At 40.3% G+C, this 19,510-nt stretch carries 16 protein-coding genes; 5 read left to right on the top strand and 11 right to left on the bottom strand.

The features are described from left to right. Positions 1-121: 121 nt before the first annotated feature. From pyrI to A9239_RS14880, 3 genes are all read right to left on the bottom strand, one after another. Complete coding sequence (gene pyrI, locus A9239_RS14890) at positions 122-592, bottom strand: aspartate carbamoyltransferase regulatory subunit (RefSeq protein ID WP_048122422.1); 471 nt, start codon at positions 590-592, stop codon at positions 122-124. Continuing rightward, positions 589-1,515 carry an aspartate carbamoyltransferase gene (pyrB, locus tag A9239_RS14885; RefSeq protein ID WP_048123638.1) on the bottom strand — a complete coding sequence of 309 codons (927 nt, stop codon included), beginning with the start codon at positions 1,513-1,515 and terminating at the stop codon, positions 589-591. The genes pyrI and pyrB overlap by 4 nt, the downstream gene beginning before the upstream one ends. A 123-nt stretch (positions 1,516-1,638) precedes the next feature. Next, on the bottom strand, positions 1,639-2,115 hold the full coding sequence (locus A9239_RS14880; RefSeq protein ID WP_048122421.1) for a DUF5788 family protein: 477 nt from the start codon (positions 2,113-2,115) through the stop codon (positions 1,639-1,641). A 367-nt stretch (positions 2,116-2,482) separates the two neighbouring features. Here A9239_RS14880 and hxlA point away from each other — a divergent pair, with 367 nt between their 5' ends. Then, entirely contained in the window at positions 2,483-3,763 is a 1,281-nt protein-coding gene (hxlA, locus tag A9239_RS14875; RefSeq protein ID WP_141706481.1) for a 3-hexulose-6-phosphate synthase, read from the top strand. A 241-nt stretch (positions 3,764-4,004) separates the two neighbouring features. Here the strand turns inward: hxlA and recQ are convergent, their stop codons facing one another. Next, a complete protein-coding gene (gene recQ, locus A9239_RS14870) occupies positions 4,005-6,650 on the bottom strand; it encodes a DNA helicase RecQ (RefSeq protein ID WP_052712975.1) in 2,646 nt (881 codons plus the stop codon). 771 nt (positions 6,651-7,421) lie between these two features. Further along, positions 7,422-7,565, bottom strand: a complete 144-nt coding sequence (locus A9239_RS19720) for a hypothetical protein (protein ID WP_155396538.1) — start codon at positions 7,563-7,565, stop codon at positions 7,422-7,424. A 520-nt stretch (positions 7,566-8,085) separates the two neighbouring features. On the opposite strand from A9239_RS19720, the gene guaA reads away from it, so the two are divergent. Then, positions 8,086-9,003 (top strand): glutamine-hydrolyzing GMP synthase, encoded by a 918-nt coding sequence (gene guaA, locus A9239_RS14860; protein ID WP_048122419.1) that lies wholly within the window; start codon positions 8,086-8,088, stop codon positions 9,001-9,003. A 194-nt stretch (positions 9,004-9,197) separates the two neighbouring features. After that, on the top strand, positions 9,198-10,238 hold the full coding sequence (locus A9239_RS14855) for an archaeosine biosynthesis radical SAM protein RaSEA (protein WP_048156552.1): 1,041 nt from the start codon (positions 9,198-9,200) through the stop codon (positions 10,236-10,238). Positions 10,239-10,272: 34 nt separating this feature from the next. On the opposite strand, the gene A9239_RS14850 is transcribed toward A9239_RS14855, so the two are convergent. From A9239_RS14850 to A9239_RS14840, 3 genes are all read right to left on the bottom strand, one after another. Beyond that, positions 10,273-10,779: a GNAT family N-acetyltransferase gene (locus A9239_RS14850; protein WP_048156549.1), complete on the bottom strand. Its 507-nt coding sequence runs from the start codon at positions 10,777-10,779 to the stop codon at positions 10,273-10,275. A 75-nt stretch (positions 10,780-10,854) separates the two neighbouring features. Beyond that, a complete protein-coding gene (gene argB, locus A9239_RS14845; RefSeq protein ID WP_048122413.1) occupies positions 10,855-11,754 on the bottom strand; it encodes an acetylglutamate kinase in 900 nt (299 codons plus the stop codon). Between the two features lie 236 nt (positions 11,755-11,990). Then, complete coding sequence (locus A9239_RS14840; protein ID WP_048122411.1) at positions 11,991-12,275, bottom strand: non-histone chromosomal MC1 family protein; 285 nt, start codon at positions 12,273-12,275, stop codon at positions 11,991-11,993. A 402-nt stretch (positions 12,276-12,677) separates the two neighbouring features. On the opposite strand from A9239_RS14840, the gene mptA reads away from it, so the two are divergent. Together mptA and A9239_RS14830 are read left to right on the top strand one after the other, a co-directional pair. Next, positions 12,678-13,637, top strand: coding sequence for a GTP cyclohydrolase MptA (gene mptA / locus A9239_RS14835; protein ID WP_048122409.1), 960 nt, complete (start codon positions 12,678-12,680; stop codon positions 13,635-13,637). A 301-nt stretch (positions 13,638-13,938) separates the two neighbouring features. Further along, the gene (locus A9239_RS14830) at positions 13,939-14,265 is read left to right on the top strand and encodes a DUF2098 domain-containing protein (RefSeq protein WP_048123635.1); all 327 of its coding nucleotides are present in this window, start codon (positions 13,939-13,941) and stop codon (positions 14,263-14,265) included. Positions 14,266-14,398: 133 nt separating this feature from the next. Here the strand turns inward: A9239_RS14830 and A9239_RS14825 are convergent, their stop codons facing one another. The 3 genes from A9239_RS14825 to A9239_RS14815 all read right to left on the bottom strand — a co-directional run bounded on the left by A9239_RS14825 (position 14,399) and on the right by A9239_RS14815 (position 18,624). Continuing rightward, a complete protein-coding gene (locus A9239_RS14825; protein WP_048122407.1) occupies positions 14,399-15,832 on the bottom strand; it encodes a methanogenesis marker 14 protein in 1,434 nt (477 codons plus the stop codon). Positions 15,833-16,341: 509 nt separating this feature from the next. Then, positions 16,342-16,806 (bottom strand): glyoxalase/bleomycin resistance/dioxygenase family protein, encoded by a 465-nt coding sequence (locus A9239_RS14820; RefSeq protein ID WP_048156545.1) that lies wholly within the window; start codon positions 16,804-16,806, stop codon positions 16,342-16,344. Between the two features lie 498 nt (positions 16,807-17,304). Next, entirely contained in the window at positions 17,305-18,624 is a 1,320-nt protein-coding gene (locus A9239_RS14815; RefSeq protein WP_048157195.1) for a cobyrinate a,c-diamide synthase, read from the bottom strand. Positions 18,625-19,510: the final 886 nt, after the last annotated feature.

Raw genomic sequence — 19,510 nt, 5'->3', positions numbered from 1 at the left:
ACTGAAATAATATCTTGTGAATTAATTCTCGATCACTTCAGTCCTGTAAGAGAACCTCAAGATAAAAACAAAAATTGATTTTTAGCTCACAGAAAGTCACATATTTACAGCAGATTTTCATTTACAGCAAATTTTCGGCTATATTTTCTGAAATTACATGCTCGCAGTAAAGACAGCGTAGAGTTACCCCGTCTTCTTCGGACTGGACCACGGAAAATTTGGATTTTATAGGTTCACTGCTATTAGAAATACAGTTTGGATTGATACAGCGTACAACACCTTCAACATAAGAAGGAAGTACAACCTTATTTTTCTGAACTACTTCAAAATCCCTAATAATATTGATAGTGGCCTTCGGAGATATAAGAGCAATCCTGTTAAGCTCTTCGACGCTGAGTTCCTTACCTTCAATCTTCACAACGTCTTTTATGCCTGCTGCACCGGGTGCATTCATAACGAAGCTGATAGTAGCTCGAAAAGCACTGGAAATTCCAAGTATACGCAGAACATTCAAGGCCTGCCCAGCCTTTATATGGTCGATCACTGTTCCATTTTCAATTGCCTGAATCTTCAGGTCTCTTTTTTCCTTCATTCAATCACTCCCGTGGCAAGAGCGAGAAGTGCCATTCGTGTAGGGACCCCATAAAAAGCCTGCTTGAAATAACATGCATACGGTGTTGAATCTACTTCAGGAGAGATTTCGTTGACCCGTGGGAGAGGATGAAGAATCTTAAGGCTAGAGTCTGCGTTTTTCAACAGGTCACCTGTAACCTTCAACCTGTTTTTGACCTTCTCATACTCTTCAGGATCAGGAAAACGTTCTCTTTGAACCCTTGTCATATAAAGGACCTCAACATCGTCAATTATTTCCTCAAGAGAATCGTTTTCTCTAATTCGAATATTATTCTTTTGAAGATCCCTGATAATTTCCTGGGGCATCCTGAGTTCAGGAGGCGAGACTAAAGTTATTTCAGCTCCGTAAAGAGATAGGGCATGACATAGGGAATGAACTGTTCTTCCATACTTCAGGTCTCCTGCCATAGCGATCTTCAGACCTTCTAGATGGCTTTCCCTGCGAATGGTATAGAGGTCAAGGAAAGTTTGTGTAGGGTGGTGTAAAGAGCCGTCTCCACCATTGATTATAGGAACACCTGCAAATTCCGCAGCCATTCGTGCTGACCCGTCAAGAGGATGACGCAACACTATAAGATCTGCATATTTGCTGATTACGCGAATAGTATCGGCAAGATTTTCTCCTTTCATTACCGAACTTGCTTCCACAGAACCCAGGTTGAGAACCTGCCCTCCAAGTCTCTGCGTGGCAGATTCAAAAGACAGCCTTGTCCTTGTGCTTGGTTCAAAAAAAAGAAGAGCTATTATTTTTCCATCCAGCAACCGGGACCTTTCTTCGCCTCTGGCTACAGGCTCAAGCTTTTCTGCCGTATCCAGAACGTGATCGATTTCTTTCCGCGAAAAGTCCTTCATAGAGATGACGTTTCTGTTCTTAAATGACATCCTGTTTTCATAAAGTGGTTCCCAGAGATATAACCTTTGCTCCATAAATTTCTAAGAGTATTGAAGGAAATTAAATCCTGTCTTGTATCTCAGTGCTAACACGTTACTTTCAGTGCTAACACGTTACTTCGACACTTTATTAATGAATTCAAGCCAGAGCTTTGCGTCTCTAACCCTCTGATTAGCGAACTGTTCCTGAAAGCGTTTCGTATTTTGCTTGAAGATTCCGCTCTCTATCTCCTTCAAATTTGTGATTGCACGCAATAAGCCTGCAGTCTCATGATAGAGATTTCTTGATTCTTCCGAAGTAAGGGACTCCTCTTCAAGTTCTTTTTCATCTTTCATTTCTTTTGCTGAAAGCATTTCAATGCATTTATCTATCCTGGATTTCTCAGATTCACTGAGTTCTTCTTTTTGAACCAGTTCCCATACATAGTTGTGTAGAGGATAAGTTTCTCCCTCAACCTCAACATGATCCGGGATACGCTGACCTACCCAGAAAAGGCGAGAATGCAGAGCCGAAAGCAACTGCTTGCGTTCCTCATCCGTAATATAATTTCCAGAAGCATTCTTTTCGGATATTCCAAGGTTCTTTTCCATTGTCCTCCCCCAGTAAATATTATAGCATTAATCAAATTTCTGCAACAATTAGCTAATATTTATTTTTTATAACTGGCTAATATTTATTCTTTATCAATGAATGTCAAATACAAAACAACATCACGAACACAAAATAAGTCGTAAATAAAAAGAAATATAGGTAATGAAAAACTCACATATAAAATTAGATCATTAGAGTAAAAATAAAAGGATACATTTAAGAGAATTAAATTAAAAGAACCGATATAAAACCCGGAAGTCCGAAAGAATAAATCCGGAGTAAAACAGAAATGAAAACACACAGGACAGCTGATATAAAAATATTTGAAAATTTCAGCTTTTCCTATTTCCCGCTTGAGGTGATACTATAGTTCCCATAATTCAGGTTGCACTTGATCTTCTGGAATTGGATCGTGCGGTAGAGATTGCAAAAGAGGCAATAGCAGGAGGTGCGGACTGGATTGAAATTGGAACCCCTCTAATCAAAAGTGAGGGGATGGACGCAATCCGCACCATGAGGAAAGCTTTTCCAGACCGGACGATTCTGGCAGACATGAAAACTGTAGATACAGGCGCTATAGAAGTTGAGATGGCAGCAAAAGCCGGGGCTGATGTCGTTATTGTGCTAGGGAGTGCAGATGATTCTACATTACTTGACGCACTCCGTTCATCCCACAAATACGGCGTCAGGTTAATGGCAGACCTCATTTCGGCTCCGGATCCTGTAAAAAGAGTCATTGAACTTGAGGCTCTGGGCGTGGACTATGTTAATGTACACATAGGCATAGACCAGCAGATGATGGGAAGAAACCCCATAGCACTTCTCAGGGAAATTTCACAGAGAGTCAACGTACAGCTTGCAGTCGCTGGAGGGCTTGATGCAAATAGTGCAGTGCAAGCTGTCAAGGCCGGAGCAAAGGTTGTAATTGTCGGAGGGAATATCACCCATTCTGACAACGTAACCGAAGCTGCAAGAAAAATTCGGCAGAGTGTTGACTCCCCAGACGCTGTAGAAATCTGCAGTGTCAGCACCGTAGACCAGGAAATCAGAGAAATTCTTACGGAAGTCTCCACTTCAAATATTTCTGATGCCATGCACCGGAAAGGTGCAATGAAAGGCATTCATCCTCTGGTAAGAGGAAAAATGGTAGGAACCGCAGTTACCGTGCAGACTTTTCCCGGAGACTGGGCAAAACCCGTGGAAGCAATTGACATTGCAAAAGAAGGGGACGTAATCGTTATTTACAACGAAAATAAAGATGTTGCCTGCTGGGGAGGGCTTGCGACCTGGAGCGCCTTGAACAAGGGAATTGCAGGCTTGGTAATAGAAGGTGCTGTCAGGGATATTGACGAAGTCGAAACATTGGGACTTCCGATTTATACAAGCAATACAGTACCTAACGCCGGAGATCCTAAAGGTTTTGGAGAAATCAATGCTGAAATTACCTGTGGTGGCCAGACCGTGAAGCCAGGAGATTATATAGTGGGCGATGAAAGTGGTGTTGTGGTAATTCCATCAGAGAGGGCATACGAGCTGGCAAGAAGAGCAAAAGAAGTTTATAAAACAGAAAAAAGACTCTTTGATGAAATCAAAAGAGGCGGGACGCTGTCTGAGATTATGAACCTGAAAAAATGGGAAAAACGTTGAATGACCCCATTTCAGAAACTCAGACTAAAAACTAGTCCATCCCAAAACTAATTTTATCCTCAAATTAGTAAAATTTAAAAATTATTTTCGTGATCAGAAAATCTATTACTTATTGTAGATCTGGGATTCAGAAAAATCATTTTGAGTTTTGGGATCAGCTCAATAAGAAAACATAAGTGAAAACAAAAAAGCAGTGAGAATAAAAATCGAAGAAAAACAGCGAAATTTGCAGAAAAGGTTTTTACTTGCTGTCTTCAGACTGGGAAAAGCAGATTCTGGACAGAAGGAGGGCCCTGACAAATTTCATTTCTTCTTCCGGACAGTTCTCACCCAACCTTGTCCGAAGTAGGGAATCCAGCTCAACTTCTAAGCTTTTCAGGGTAGAATTTATCTGTTTTTGTCTTTTGGGAGGTAAAAGTCCTCCAATAACCTTGACGTTTCCAGAAAGAGTGAGCTGTTCAAGTTGCCTGAAAATGTCTCTAGTACTCGTACCCTGGATATCAGCAATTTCATCGATTCCAAGCCCTTTCGTAAAAAGAGAGAAAGTTCTTTGCAGAGAATCCGTTTCAAAAGAACTGGAGGTAGAAATATCCGATCTGGTGACACTTGCAACCTCTAATTCAGGCGAGATCTCTGCTGCGTCTATTTTCCTGAAGCCGCCTGCCGAAGAATTCTGCTCTGACCAGTCCTGAATGCTCGTATCCAGATACCTTGCCCTTTTTGTCTGTAAGTTGCAGGTTTCCAGGCTGTTGATGTTGTCAGACTCGGGATTGGGCATTTTAGTCCCGAATATCTCAACCTCAGTTTTGGGATTTTCATCATTTTGAGCAATTTCTTTCGAGCGTATTCCCTTTTGTTCAGAGTCTTTACAGGCAACCTCTAATTGTTCAGGTTTTTCAGCAGATTTTTCAGCAGGTTTGTCAGCGGGAACCAAACTATAATCTCTGCAGTAGTTTTCGATTTCTTTGAGAAAAATATCCCCGTATTTTTTTAATTTATGCTCTCCAACTCCTGTAATGGAATGGAACTCCTCAAGGTTATGTGGAAATCTTGTAGCCATTTCCTTAAGGGAAGTATCAGAGAAAACAATGTAAGGAGGAAGATTTCTCTTAAGAGAAATTTCCTTTCTCAGGGCTTTTAACCGCTCAAAAAGGATAGGATCAGGCTCTTTTCCGGACATTTCAGTTTTTTTCGCCTCTGAAGCTTTCAGGATGTCAGAAGCAACTGAAAATTTTTCTGGAAAAGCCTTTTCCTCAGAGAAACTTAGATCATCGGCTTTTTTGCCTTTTGTACCGACCGCTGTAGAAGGCACGGAACTTTCTTCAGCTTCAGGAACAAAGCCTTCAGGGCAGACAAGTTCTACTTTTTCCAGTCCTTTCAGTATTTTTCTGCTCATGGCGTTAAGCTTCAATAAAGGATACTTTGTCCCGCTTACATCCAGAAGACCGGTGTTTATCATTTCGGAAGCTAATGATTTCCATTGTTCTTTTGTGAACTCCGTGCCATTGCCGTGACTTTTCAATCTTTCATGACGGTTGTGCCGGATCTTTTTATTCTTTGAGCCTGTGAGGACATCAATAACATAGTTAGTACCAAAACGCTGGTTCAGTTCCTGGACGCAGGTTATAAATTTTTTTGCAGCTTCAGTTCCGTCAAAGGTATCTTTCGGAGTAAGGCAGCAGTCACAGTTCCCGCAGGGTTCTGATAGCTCTTCACCAAAGTACTCCATCAAAGTCTGGCGCCTGCATTTATTTCCCTCGCAATAAGCTACCATTTGCCTTAACTGCACCAGAGAAATTTCCTTCTCTTTTTCATTTGTCTTCTGTGAAATAAAGTACTCAATCTTGAAACGGTCCCCTCTGCTGAAGAAAAGAATACATTCGCATGGGCTTCCATCCCTTCCTCCTCTTCCGGTTTCCTGATAGTAGCTTTCAAGATTTCTGGGAAGGTCATAGTGTATTACAAAACGTACGTTGGACTTATCAATTCCCATCCCAAAAGCGATTGTAGCTACTATGATGTCCACGTCATCTTTAATGAACATCTCCTGGTTTCGGTTTCTCTCGGTATCCGAAAGCCCTGCATGGTAGGGAAGGGCCCTGAAACCTGCAAGGTTCAGTTTTTTTGTAAGGGCCTCGACACTATTTCGGCTCTGGCAGTAGATTATTCCTGCTTCACCTCTATGTCTGCGCAGGTAGTCAGTAATCTCGGAAAAGGTCTCTTTCTTTGGCCTGACTTCATAGTAAAGGTTTTTCCGGTTAAAACTGGCTACGTAAGGACCTTTTTCCGGAGGAAGATGAAGATTGAGTTGTGATATGATGTCTTCTCGAACCCTTTCTGTGGCTGTTGCCGTAAGCGCAATAATTGGGATATCAGGAAAGCCTGTTTTGGAATCCCTCAAAAGTTTCAATTTCCTGTACTCAGGCCGGAAATCATGCCCCCACTCGGAAATGCAGTGCGCTTCGTCTATTGCAAAGAGGCTGACCTTTCCTTTCTTTAAAAAGGCAAGGGTTCCTGGCATCATAAGCCTTTCAGGAGCAACGTAAAGAACTTTTAACCGGTTTTCGAGAAAAGCCATCTTTACATCCCGGTTTTCTCTGGCGCTCTGGGTACTGTTCATGCAGGCTGCAGCAATTCCGTTTGCTTCAAGCCCGTCAACCTGGTCTTTCATCAGAGAGATCAGAGGAGATACAACAACCGTAACTCCTTCCATGAGAAGGGCAGGCAGCTGGTAGCACATCGATTTACCCCCGCCGGTAGGCATGAGAACAAAAACATCTTTCCTCTTCAGAACATCCCTTATAATTTCCTCTTGCAACGGGCGAAAGGAAGTGTATCCAAAATACTGGTGCAGGGCTGAATACATTCTGGCGGATAGGGAAGGCATTGGCTCAAGCTCACGTTTACTTGCCTTCAAGAAATCATACTCAGTGCTCGCTTTCGAATCCCCCTGATCTGTAGAATCAATGTCATGCCAGAATATAAACCCCAGAAGATCCAGGGAAATTAAGGTATGGATATGCTCTCATACACAGCTGTATCCTTAACATTCTAATTTTTATAACAGATTTTCTCTACGTTTATGAAAATTGTTCCTATTTTTATGAAACTATTCCTTTATGGTAGGTTATTCCCGTGTAGAGAGGAATTAGATATCAGTATAAAATGTGTCATGTATGAAATCATAACGTTGTGATGTTTTAAGCTCATCATATTTAAGTTGCAGGTGTCCGGGGTGAAAGTATTCGGATGTATTAGCTGTAAGCTCTGGATGCATGTAAGAGATCTATCAGGATGTTAAAGTTCAAAAAATGATTTAGAAAGGAAAATCACATCCCCAAATTAGGTAAAAGTTTAGAAAGGAGGATCACATCCCCAAATTAGTAAAACGTTTAGAAAGGAAAATCACATCCCCAAATTAGGAAAAGTCGGAAAAGGATTGAAAAGTGGTAATAAGCAAGTGGTTTATTGGTTTCTAGCGTCAGCATTATTAATGTTTGATCTGAGGTAAAGATAGGGAGATAAGGAGTGCGGCTACACCCAGGCACTTCTTATCTTCCTCTTAAGATAATCCTTTCTACCAACCAGCTATGTTTTCAGTTTTCTGCAGTTTTCCATTCCTGGTACATTTTTCCTTATTCCCAAAATTTCGCCCACTTCAGTATATAACTTCCTTGTCTTTTACTATCCACACCAGTGCTTCAGCTATTTTTTTCTGTGACTCTGCCAAGCTTTCCAGGGACTTTGCAATGCTTTCAAGCTTATCGATAAGCTCATAGTTCTCACTACCCATTCCTATCACCAATTCCTCTCCTGTATTTTAGTAAAAATATTTTTGGAAAAGCTTTGTATATAATTATAATTTTTAATTTTCTGGAAAGAGTATATGTAAATTTCTGCCTGTGTAGAATACTTGCTTTTCTTATCAAGCTTAGTTTTCCATACAGTCTTCAGGAAATAGATTTCAACTCCTTTTGCAGTTATCTTACCAGCCAGTAAGTTACTGGACAGTAAGATATAAAACAAAATTAGAACTGGAAATTAAAAAATTAGTTTCCCGTTTATAGCTTCCATATGAAGAAAATACATTTAAAATTTGATTTCATATCCGTAGAAGTGAAATGGTTTTATTTATCTGAAGACTTCTTTTATGATACCTTTAAATATCAAAACTCCCATGCACAAAATCATATATCATACTCATATATCATACTCATATATCACACTAAAATAATCAAATACAGATAATTCTGATAGTCTTTACTGATCACGATCATTTTTTCAAAGGATTTTCAGTTCAGCATCATTTAAGGAGCATTTCAATGGTAAAACCCGAAAAATTCATTCCAAAAGCAGTTGAGAAAATTGGCAAGGAAATAAAGGACGGGAGAGCAATTATTGCGCTCTCAGGCGGCGTGGACAGTTCTGTTTGTGCGGAACTGGCTCACAGGGCAATAGGAGGCAGGCTGCAACCAATTTATATTGACACAGGGCTCATGAGAAAAGGGGAGACCGAGAGGATAAAGCATATTTTTTCCCACATGAACCTGGATATTGTCTATGCAAAGGACAGGTTCCTTGCAGCCCTGAAAGGCAGAACTGACCCTGAAGAGAAAAGGAAGGCTATAGGCGAGACTTTCATCCGGGTCTTTGAAGAAGAAGCAAGGAAACTTGAAGCAGATTATCTTATCCAGGGAACGATTTATCCTGACAGAATCGAGTCCGAAGGTGGAATCAAATCCCACCACAATGTTGGAGGACTGCCCAGCGTAATGGACTTCAAGAAGATCGTTGAGCCCATAGAGGACCTTTACAAAGATGAGGTTAGGGAAGTTGCCTGGGCTCTCAAGCTACCTGACGAAATCTGTGAAAGGATGCCTTTCCCCGGACCTGGCCTGGCTGTGCGGATTCTTGGAGAAGTTACAGAGGAGAAACTTGAGGTTGCACGGGAAGCAAACTCTATAGTTGAAGAGGAACTTCTTGACAGGTTCTGCCCCTGGCAGACTTTCGCCGCTGTGATTGGCAAGGGAACAGGCGTAAAGGGAGATATCCGGGCTTACGGCTGGATAATAGCTGTAAGGGCTGTAGGTTCCAGAGACGGAATGACTGCAGAAGCGCTCGAGCTTCCCTGGGATGTACTCAAAAAACTGGAATCCAGAATCACCTCTGAAATCCCGAAAGTAGCCAGGGTGGTTTATGATATCACACCAAAACCGCCTGCAACTATCGAATTTGAATGAAGCACAGGCCACTTAAATGGAATTAGGTTTCTAGACTATAATAAGAAAGAGTATAGAATAATAAAGAACGAGTAAAAGAAAAAGTATAGAATTAAAGTAAAGTACAGAATGTAAGGAATGAATAATGAAGCTGGCTCTCAGCTTCAAATCTTTTTTACAATATGAAGCAAGCCACAAAGCGAGTTTTTACGCCCATGACACTGAATAAAGCAGTAATGGAAATCCGACAGCGGATTAAAGTTAGACCTTCTCCTACCAATGAACCTGCAGCAAGCTGGACAGGAGTCGACCTGGTAAATGAAACTCAGGTAAAGACTTTAACTGTAATCTTCAAGAGCGCAGGATGCAGATGGGGAAAAGCCGGAGGGTGCACTATGTGCGGTTATGTCTATGACTGCGCAAGTGAACCTCCAACTCTGGAGGATTACAAGGCCCAGCTTGCAAGAGCAATGAAGAAAGCTGAAAAATTCCCTGAGTTTATGGTAAAAATTTTCACATCAGGCAGTTTTCTTGACGAGCATGAGGTTCCTCCTGAGGCAAGAGATGCAATCCTCAAAACTCTTGCAGATGATCCCAGAGTAGTCAAGGTACTTGCGGAAACCCGCCCTAACTTCGTAACTGAAGAGAATGTGCAGGAGTGTCTCAAAATCCTGAAAAATAAGCCCTTTGAGCTGGCTGTTGGGCTGGAAACAAGCTCGGACAGAATCCGCAGTGACTCTATTAATAAAGGTTTTACCTTCAGGGATTTTGTCCGCGCCGCAGAAATATCAAGGAAAAAGGGAGTAACTGTTAAAGCCTACCTTATGCTAAAACCTCTCTTTCTTTCAGAACGCCAGGCCATTGAGGACATTATCCGTTCCATAGATGATGCGGCCCCTTACTCTGACACAATCTCAATCAACCTCTGCAATGTCCAGAAAGGCACCCTTGTCGAAGCGCTCTGGGAAAAAGGACAATATCGTCCTCCCTGGCTCTGGAGTATTGTAGAAATCCTGCAAAGGGCAAAAGCCGCTCATCCAGACCTTCCTCTTATGTCCGATCCGGTAGGCGCAGGCTCAAAACGCGGCCCTCACAATTGTAAAATCTGCAGTTCAGACGTCGCAGACTCTCTCAGGACTTTTTCACTTACTCAGAATCCGGAGGATCTCAGCAAAACAGACTGTGAATGCAAAGAACTCTGGAGAAAAGTCCTGGAACTTGAAGACTTTACCTACGGAGCACCCATTTTAGATTAAAAACCGTAAAAAATTCTTTTTTATCTAAACTTTTTTACTTGAACTGAGTGGGAATATTGTACCTGGCCATCATGAGAAGATCAGCGTACTTCCCATCCTTCATTATTGCGTATTTTTTTGTTCCCTCAATCTTAAAACCAAAAGACCGGTAAAGGCTGATAGCTTTTTCATTGTCTGCAGTAACATCAAGCTCGATTCTTATTAGCATAAGCCAGTTATCTGCAAGGTTGAGAATGTTTCCCATCAAGGTTTTCCCAATACCCTGACTTTGATATTCAGTCCTTACCATAATCCCAAGGAAGGCTGAATGTCTCTGCCTGATACCCTTTAGAAGATGTATCCCTACCATTCCGACAACTTTTCCTTCTGATTCGGATACCAGTATATGGTCGTCACCGCCCATACTCCTCAGGAATCCTTCTGTAAATTCAATGGTTTCAGTAGGGAGGGCAAGGGTGTGTGCCCTAACCTCTTTTTGCCTCCGCATCTCATTAATGTCCTGAGCATCATTTAACCTGACAGGCCTGATAAGTAGATTCATAAATACCTCTTAAACTCTTTTATCTAAATTAATCAGAAACTAGAGGTAGTTATAAAGCTGCCGGGTCGTTTATAGTTAATCTTCTGGCTTTTTGAACTTATGAACCATGGTTCCGATTCCGCGATCAGTAAAGAGTTCAAGAAGCATGGAGTGAGAAACGCTTCCATTTATTATATGAGCTCTTTCAACCCCGTTTTTTACTGCAACTGCTGCGCCTTTGAGTTTTGGGATCATGCCTCCCTGTATAATGCCTTCATCGATAAGGTGATCGATATCGTCCAGAGTTACACGGGAAATATGGCTACTGGGATCATTTATATCTCTAAGCAGCCCTGAGACATCAGTCATCAGAATAAGCTTTTTAGCATGCAAAGCTGCAGCAATGTCACCTGCTACTATATCGGCATTAATATTCAGGGCATTGCCTTTCGCATCCACAGCAATAGGAGAAATCACAGGAATGTAACCGTTTTCAAGTACTATATGGAGAATATCAGGATTAATTACTTCACATTCCCCAACCCAACCTATATCAACTTCAGTCTCAATGCCATCAATTACTACTTTTTTTGCAGCCTGCTTATGACCAAGGATCATTCTTCCATCGTATCCGGTAAGTCCAATACCTTTCCCCCCGCAAACACCAATAAGAGATACAATTTTGGTATTGATGTTTCCGACAAGTACCATCCTGGCAATTTCCATTGTCTCGTCATCTGTAATACGTAAGCCCTGGCAAAACTCAGCTTTCTTGCCCATCCGCGCCATTTTTTCCGTAATCTCAGGCCCGCCCCCATGTACAATAACAGGTTTGATTCCCACATAGCGCAGGAGCACAATATCTTTTATAATATCTTCCATGATCTGGGCGCTAACCATTGCATTTCCGCCCACTTTTATAACCATGATTGAGTCATAGAACTCCTGCATATAAGGCAGGGCTTCAATAAGCACGTTCTCTCTCTTCAGTTCCATGATGTAGGAATCAGAAAATCTATTTTTAAACTTATCGTTAAAGATTCTGGTGAAAACTATAAGTCACATGTAAAAAAATAAGAATAAAAAATTAATTTTGAAAAAACATTGGAAATAAGCCAGCCCGGATAGTATTAAAAATTAAAGACCAGTCCAGGCTAATTCCTTTTCTGAATATTAAAGAAAAAGAAAGAACCCTATTTCAGGGCATGTGAGAAAAATTATGTTTGTCAGATTTATTCTATTTTTTCTATTTTTTCTTTCTTGACAAAGGGCTTGCTGATTTTCTCGGGCATCCAGTCAGGCCTGTTTTTAGGAGCTTCAACCATTTCCTTCCATGCCTTGAAAACGTGCACCTTCTTTGTCCCGCGTTCTCTGAGGCGGATGACATCTGGATTGGATTTAGTCCCATCGCCCCTATTTGCAGCTTTCAAGGCAGCCTGTCGAGGCTGTTTTCCTGTGAAAACGCCGTGCTCATTGCCTTCTTCGTCTCGTAAAACAAAATTTCTTGTGTTGGACATAAAGGTCACCTCGCAAATGTATTGCTAGACACTGATTACGTTTTAAAGTATATAAAATCTTTCTTCAGGATGTTGCCTGTAGTTATTGTTTTATGCGAAATTCACCTCAATTAGCGAGTAGTATATATACTAAATTTTTCAATATTGTTGGCAAAATGGGAAATATTTAAATAATTATATCTTGTTAGAAATGCAGTCCAAAATATGTTTTAGGAAATCAGTTTTGGAAAATTCAGAAATTTAAGTTTTATTGTGTATTTCGAAAACTCCCCTAAAAGCACAAACTTTACATGCTATAACTCCTTATGATCATTATATTTTTCCAAATGGAATAAAATTGCATGTTTATCAAGATTCATTTTACAAAATCAAACATTCATCTTTTTATGGATCTGGTTAATTATGGAACATTGCACTTTCAACCTCCCGGACGTCCAGGCCAGCAAACCAAGTATAGCTATAAACCTTACCCGTGTCGGGGTAACAAATGTTAAAAAACTCGTTGAAATCAAGCGAAAAGACAAACGTCCTATCGTACTTATTTCAACTTTTGACGTTTTTGTTGACCTGCCCTCGGACCGAAAGGGAGCAAATCTTTCAAGGAACTTCGAAGCTGTAGATGAGGTACTGGAAAAAATACTCAGTATGCCCGTATACGAACTTGAGCAGCTTTGCAGTGATATCGCACACAACTTGCTTGGCAGACATGAATACGCCAATCAGGCCGAAGTTCGGATGACAAGCGAATATATGATAAGGCGTGCATCCCCTGCTACCGGGATCAAATGCCAGGAAGTAGTGAATATCTTTGCTGAAGCATCAGCTGTAAGAGGACAGGGCGATGATGACTATTTTGATGTAAAAAAATTGATAGGTGCCGAAGTTGTAGGAATGACAGCCTGCCCCTGTGCTCAGGAGATTATGCGAGATAAAGCTGCAAATGAGCTTTCCAAACTTGGAGTCGATAATGATACGATTGTAAAATTCCTGGAAAGGGTTCCCATGGCTACCCATAACCAGCGAGGAAGAGGAATTATATCAATCAAGGTAGCACATGATTTTGATGTTTCCCTTGAAAGCATCATCAGCATTATTGATCACTCTATGAGTTCCAGTGTGTATGAGGTCTTGAAACGCGCAGACGAAAAGGTCGTTGTGGAAACTGCACATATGAACCCAAAATTTGTGGAAGATTGTGTAAGAACCATGGCAGACAACGTAGTAAAAGAGTTTCCCAACCTTCCTGATAATGCAGTAATTACCATCAAGCAAACCAATGAGGAAAGCATTCACAGACACAATGCTTATGCCGAAAGAGTTGCACTGATGGGAGATCTCAGGTCGGAAATTAATCACTGTTAAAAATAGGGAGGACGAAATAGACCAGCCCTATATTTTTGAACCCTGGAAGTCTTTAGAAAAAGCTCTGATCTTAGAGACTTCCAAAAGTTCAATCCAAAATATTTTCCACGAAGTTTTTGATAAAATTTTTTTCTTAAAAGTTTTTGATAAAACTTTTTCTTAAAGGTTTTACCGAACCATTCCCAGAGCTTAATTCACATAAACTTTATTAGAGGGCCTGAATAACCTATAAGCAGCAAAATTCAATAAAGGACGTTTGGGGCTGAAATACCAGCTTCTTGGAAGCTTTCGAGGTAAGATCATGGCTGATGCTGAAGTAATCACAGCAGTAGGGCGAAATAAAAAACCCATTAAAGCGGGAGATGCCGTCAAATACGTAAACAGTGATACGGTCAGCCGCGTAACTGAGATTAAAAAGGACGAGCAGGGAAAGGTATGGGTTCTGCTCGAAAGTACAGATCTATGGTACAGGGAAGAAAACCTGGAACTAACTGAAATTAAAACTACAGAAAAGAAAGAAGAAAGAGAGTTTACAGCCGAGGAACTGGAAGAAAGATTCAGAAAAGAGAGAGAAACAATGCAGGCTTTCGACCTTGGAAAAGCCGGTGGTGGAGGAGCAGGAGGTTAATCCCTCTTGCTGCATTTAAAAATCTTCTCTTTTAATATTTTGATTTTTTCCACGTCTAAAATATTTTCCGGATTTCCAGCATTTTAAGGTCATTTTTCCTGTAATTTGAGGTCATCTTTTCTGTAATTTGAGATCATTTATCCTGTAATTTTATTCTCTGTGCAAGAATACATTTTCCACCGTGTCTACCGCCCAGAGGGTTTTGCGGCGAACCAAGAGAATTCATACACCGAGCCATTACGGCTGCTCCTCTGGCAAGTCCGTCGTCTACGAAGACTACTCTCTCATCGATTTTCGGAGCAATATTCAGATTTTCCAGGCATTTCAAGATCAGTTTGGGTTTGTTCCCTGTAATCCCTGCCCTGCCAGTAATCCCTATAGTTGTATCCTCAAAAACAAGGTTTGCTTCTTTTGCAACTTTAATCAACCTGCAAACCACGTCTGCCATAACCTCATCAATGACAGCAGAAACAACCTGAAGCCCGTGAGTTTTACAGATTTCCATGCCTATGGCACTAAGTTTACCCATGTCGGAACCGTTTACTCCTACATCGCAACCTATAAGTGTCACGCCTAGCTGGTCAGCTGCATCAGGCCTTACAGGCACACTTCCGTATCTAGTTCTGTTCCCTGTAACCTGTTCTATAATAATAAGTTCATGAATGCGCTTTGTATACGCTTCAATCGCTTTAGCCTTCATCTTTAAAGTAAAGAAAGAAGGTGGTTTTTCTTTTTCAAAAACTTCGAGAGCAGTTCCTACTTTTGAGTCCACAATTTTCGAACCCCGAATAATTGCGTCAGGAATTGCCCCGGCATAGCCACAGAAGTTACCCACTGTTTTTGCATACGGTTGATCTGAATTTGTGATCCTGCCATCAAGGGTTGTCCCAAAATCGATTGAGATACAGGGGTTCCTGAAATCAACATCTGTAAGTTTGGCTGCTTCCTTAATCCCTGCAGTTGCAAGCTCTCCTTCCATCTCATTTGCAACGATTTCGACGCCAGTAGAACCTATAGGAGGTAGTACACCGGCTACAGCCCCATCAAAAATTACTTTTTCCAGTTTACTGTATTTCTGGAATTTTTTGGGAATATTTGAAACAGACATTGGTGGGGTCATGTTTTTCGGGGGAACTCCTGCCATCAGGCAGCCATCTGCCAGAGCTTTAATAAACTCACCCACTTCCTCTGGAGAATCAAAACCTGCAACAACTCCAGTGGAACGAACCACAAAGTCCAGATCGGTTTTTATATCCAGACTTGCTTTTTCCATTGATTCGGTCAGGGTTCCACGTACCAGTTCTGCAACGGATTCACGAGTGAGTTCCACACCGGTAAGTGTCCTTCCGAATACGACTTCTCCTGGTTTAGGGGGACGGACATCTCTGGTCATCCGTACGACCTTATTTATAATATGAGTTCTTGCAGTTTCCATATTGGTAGCTGTAAGAATACATTTGGTTGTAGTGTTTCCAACCTCTACGGAAGCTACAATAAAGAAAGGTTTTGACTTAAGGTCAATCAAGCGAACCTGAGGAGATTCTGTAATTCTGGGTTTCAAAGCCATTTTTAATTCCTTCCTAAAAACCTGTGCATAAACTCGATTAAGTACAAAGTACAAATCATTGTGCGAACTTAATCTGAAAACAATACCGACTTATTTGAAGATTATTGAAACCTAATTGAAGGAAGTCAGGATAAATTTATGTTTTTAATATTTAGAAAGCCAGTATTTGAACTCAGATTAATCGGGAAAAGTAGTACTTCTCCAACTTTACAAAAAGATCAACAGGAGTGGATTGTCAAAGGTTTAAAGATGGTATTCATCAAAACCTATAATAACTTTTGCTAAGTACTGTAAATTAGTAATATTATTACATCGGGAGCGCGGAAGGTTACGAATACTCCAGCGTTTAGGTATGAGATGAAGTGAACGCTCGCCCTTTTTATTTTCGTTTAAACCTCTGTACCATCGCTTCTTTGTAAAATAAGGCTTTTAGTACTCCAGTTACGTAGTTGAGAACGAAATTTTTCACTGCCAACTCGTAATTTTGATTTTAAAACTAGTTTATTTATCTACAAACATTGTCTGACAAATTCCTCTGGCATTAGAGTGCGTTTTATGGTTTCTTCAATTGATAAGCCTTTACTCAAGAACCTTTTTACTACGCTTTCCATAGGTTCGCCAACCTCGACAATGTGCATATCAGGATCATAAAATCTGATAACTCGCTGACCCCATGGCTGCTCTTTTAGTTCATGCACATATTCGATGGAGTCAATACCTTTTAGCTTTTGAAGGAAATTATCCAGATCGTCTTCTTCAAAATACAGTTCAGAATTATTTGATTTTTGAACAATATCATTTTTGTTTATATTTATCAAATCTGAAAAATGTGATTTCAAGTGTATAGCAAAGCAGCCTTCAAATGATACATTCTCACCGAAATCGCACTGTACCTTTTGATTAAGGACGTTTTCGTAAAAGCTTCTGGAAGTCTCTATATTATTCACAACAATAAGTGGGCATATAAATCTCATTTTATTTTCTCCTTTTGTAAATAATATGATACCTCTTCTATTGTATTCTTTTGCACTGAGTTATCTTTAAGTGTATTCTCTTCTGGTGCGTTCTCTTCTAGTTTATTCTTCTCCGTGCCAAAAATTACTTGGAACTTGTAAGTTACTTCGGACATTATTAATCCTAGCCTAACAGGCTGAAAGTGTTTTTTCTTAAAGGTTAATAAAAACTCTAAACAAAGTTAAAATCCCAAGTTGTAAAATTCCAAGCTGTTATGCTATTGAAACGGAACGGAAATAACTATAAATTTTATAAATATTTTTGAAAACGTTTCTAAAAAACTTTTAAGCAAAACCTAAAAGGAAATGCTACTATCCGGTTGAAAACTTCAATAGTCCGGTTAAAAAATTCAATGAAAACTCTAGATAACACCTTTAATAAATATATAAAAATTAACAGTTGCTTGCGTTGCAAGCAACTGTACTGATCCTAAATCTGTGCTTTATTCTAAAAAATATTTACTTTCTTCGGTATTTCCTGCATTTTTCCACAAATTTTTCTACCGGGAAGGTAGCAGGGTGAGAATGCATATAGCCTGCCAGGGTGTTGTGCTCTATAATGCCATCAAAACCATCCTGTATACCTTTTCCGCGCAGCATTTCGTATGCAAACTTTGCATCGCGATCGCATTCAGTAATAGAGTAATGGAATTCATGGCCTCTTATATTATGAGAAGAGAAGTTTTTGTCCAGAGGGCGAGCTTCAGTATACCCAAGGGCTTTAAGCCGGTTTGTCATACGTGTGTTTGCAGGCACGACATCTGCAAGTTTATATGTTCTGTTATCGATTTCATATGTCCCGCAGAGGTAAAGAAGGCCACCGCATTCTGCATAGATAGGCAAACCGTCAGCTGCAAGGCCTTTAAGTTTTCTGGTAGTTTCTGACTTCTCAAGGACTTCTGCGTAAAGTTCAGGGTAGCCGCCTCCAAAGTAAATCCCATCCACATCTGGAAGCTCTCCTGCCATTGGGCTGAAAAATTCGACTTCAGCTCCATAATCCCTAAAGGCATCGAACATATCCTGGTAATAAAAGCAAAAAGCAGGGTCCCTGGCAACTCCTATCCTGAGGTCTGCTTCGGATTTCTGGATCTGTCTGATATCCGGAACAGAAATAGGCTCAGCAAGTTCGATCACTGCATCAAGGTCAACATTTTCTTCAATAAAAGCCGCCATTTCCTCAGTATTGTAGTCCTTTTCATGGGCCATGTACAGCCCGAGATGTCTGGAGGGAACCTCGATATCTTTCTTTCTTGGGATCATACCTACAATAGGAATGTTACCCGAAAGTGAATTTCTTACGAGTTCCGCATGCCTTGGGCTGCCTACCTGATTCAGGATAACGCCCACAACCTTTACTTCAGGATCGAACTCAGAATACCCCTTAAGAAGAGCAGCGGTACTCCTGGACATACCATGCACATTGATTACCAGAATTACCGGTAGGTTAAGGGTTTTTGCAATATGCGCGGAACTTGCAATTTCCGTAGAATCAATTCCATCAAAGAGTCCCATAACTCCTTCTACTACCACAATATCCGCATCTGCAGAAGTCCGCGCCACAGTTTGCCCGACTCCGTCAGTGCCCATTATGTATGTGTCCAGGTTTCTTGAAGGGCGCCCGCAAATTGCAGTGTGATGAGAAGGATCGATATAGTCCGGCCCTACCTTGTAAGGCTGAACCTTTAGCTGCCTGTGTTTAAGGGCAGCCATGATACCCATGGAGACTGTCGTTTTTCCGACCCCACTATGGGTTCCTGCAATAAGTATTCCTTTTGTCATCTGCTGGATATTGTTGCCGTTAAAATATATTAAAGCTATCAATCCAGCTATTTTAAGCACTTTGTGATCGCGTTCAATAAAAAAATGAAAAGAAAAAATTTTGAAAAATTTAATGTATTATATCAATTTTAGAATTTCAAAAACACACGCGGTTAAACAGAACTAAACAACATCAAAATTTAATAAAATTAATTAATATTTAGTTCTACAATATGTAAATAATTATAAAATGTAAATAAAGCATTATAAAGCTTTAAATTTATTTTTATCACTTTATTAGTGGTTATGAAGTATTAGATCCATTTTTGTGAATTTTATATAACGTATTTAATGTAAGTATTGTTATATATATAATTGAAAGGATGAATTTTAGTTCCGGATCTTCTTGAGTTAGATGAACAAGATCAGAGGAACTAGAGGAATAAAATGAATTCTAATGGCAAATCAATTGCAAAAATTATGGGATCTATTTTGTTTATATTAATGATCTCAACTTCAATTACCGCAGGAGCATCTTCCTGTGATAATTCTGTAAAGTCTGCAATAGACTGTGAGCAAGCAAATTGTAGCTTCGCAAATTGTAGCTTAACAAATTGCAGCTTAGTAAATTGTAGCTTCGTAAATTGTAGCTCAACAAATTGTAGCTCTGACTTATGTGGCTGCGTTCCTATTGTAGATGGAAAACAGAACAAAGATTGTAACAAGGAATGTACATCTTGTAGTTACGAGTCCGTTACAGACTGTGAGCAAGCAAATTGTAGTTTAGCAAATTGTAGCTTAACAAATTGTAGCTTAGCAAATTGCAGCTTCGTAAATTGTAGCTCAACAAATTGTAGCTCTGACTTATGTGGCTGCACTTCTATTGAAAAAACATGTAACAAAGCTG

The sequence above is a fragment of the Methanosarcina sp. A14 genome (assembly GCF_001729375.1).
GTDB classification, from domain to species: Archaea; Halobacteriota; Methanosarcinia; order Methanosarcinales; family Methanosarcinaceae; genus Methanosarcina; species Methanosarcina barkeri.
This window is presented reverse-complemented; position numbering and strand designations above follow the sequence as displayed.

Excerpts from the sequence above, each read along its gene's own strand:
- pyrI (WP_048122422.1), bottom strand. The coding sequence starts at position 592 with ATGAAGGAAAAAAGAGACCTGAAGATTCAGGCAATTGAAAATGGAACA.
- pyrB (WP_048123638.1), bottom strand. The coding sequence starts at position 1,515 with ATGTCATTTAAGAACAGAAACGTCATCTCTATGAAGGACTTTTCGCGG.
- A9239_RS14880 (WP_048122421.1), bottom strand. The coding sequence starts at position 2,115 with ATGGAAAAGAACCTTGGAATATCCGAAAAGAATGCTTCTGGAAATTAT.
- recQ (WP_052712975.1), bottom strand. The coding sequence starts at position 6,650 with ATGCCTTCCCTATCCGCCAGAATGTATTCAGCCCTGCACCAGTATTTT.
- guaA (WP_048122419.1), top strand. The coding sequence starts at position 8,086 with ATGGTAAAACCCGAAAAATTCATTCCAAAAGCAGTTGAGAAAATTGGC.
- A9239_RS14855 (WP_048156552.1), top strand. The coding sequence starts at position 9,198 with ATGACACTGAATAAAGCAGTAATGGAAATCCGACAGCGGATTAAAGTT.
- A9239_RS14850 (WP_048156549.1), bottom strand. The coding sequence starts at position 10,779 with ATGAATCTACTTATCAGGCCTGTCAGGTTAAATGATGCTCAGGACATT.
- argB (WP_048122413.1), bottom strand. The coding sequence starts at position 11,754 with ATGGAACTGAAGAGAGAGAACGTGCTTATTGAAGCCCTGCCTTATATG.
- A9239_RS14840 (WP_048122411.1), bottom strand. The coding sequence starts at position 12,275 with ATGTCCAACACAAGAAATTTTGTTTTACGAGACGAAGAAGGCAATGAG.
- mptA (WP_048122409.1), top strand. The coding sequence starts at position 12,678 with ATGGAACATTGCACTTTCAACCTCCCGGACGTCCAGGCCAGCAAACCA.
- A9239_RS14830 (WP_048123635.1), top strand. The coding sequence starts at position 13,939 with ATGGCTGATGCTGAAGTAATCACAGCAGTAGGGCGAAATAAAAAACCC.
- A9239_RS14825 (WP_048122407.1), bottom strand. The coding sequence starts at position 15,832 with ATGGCTTTGAAACCCAGAATTACAGAATCTCCTCAGGTTCGCTTGATT.
- A9239_RS14820 (WP_048156545.1), bottom strand. The coding sequence starts at position 16,806 with ATGAGATTTATATGCCCACTTATTGTTGTGAATAATATAGAGACTTCC.
- A9239_RS14815 (WP_048157195.1), bottom strand. The coding sequence starts at position 18,624 with ATGACAAAAGGAATACTTATTGCAGGAACCCATAGTGGGGTCGGAAAA.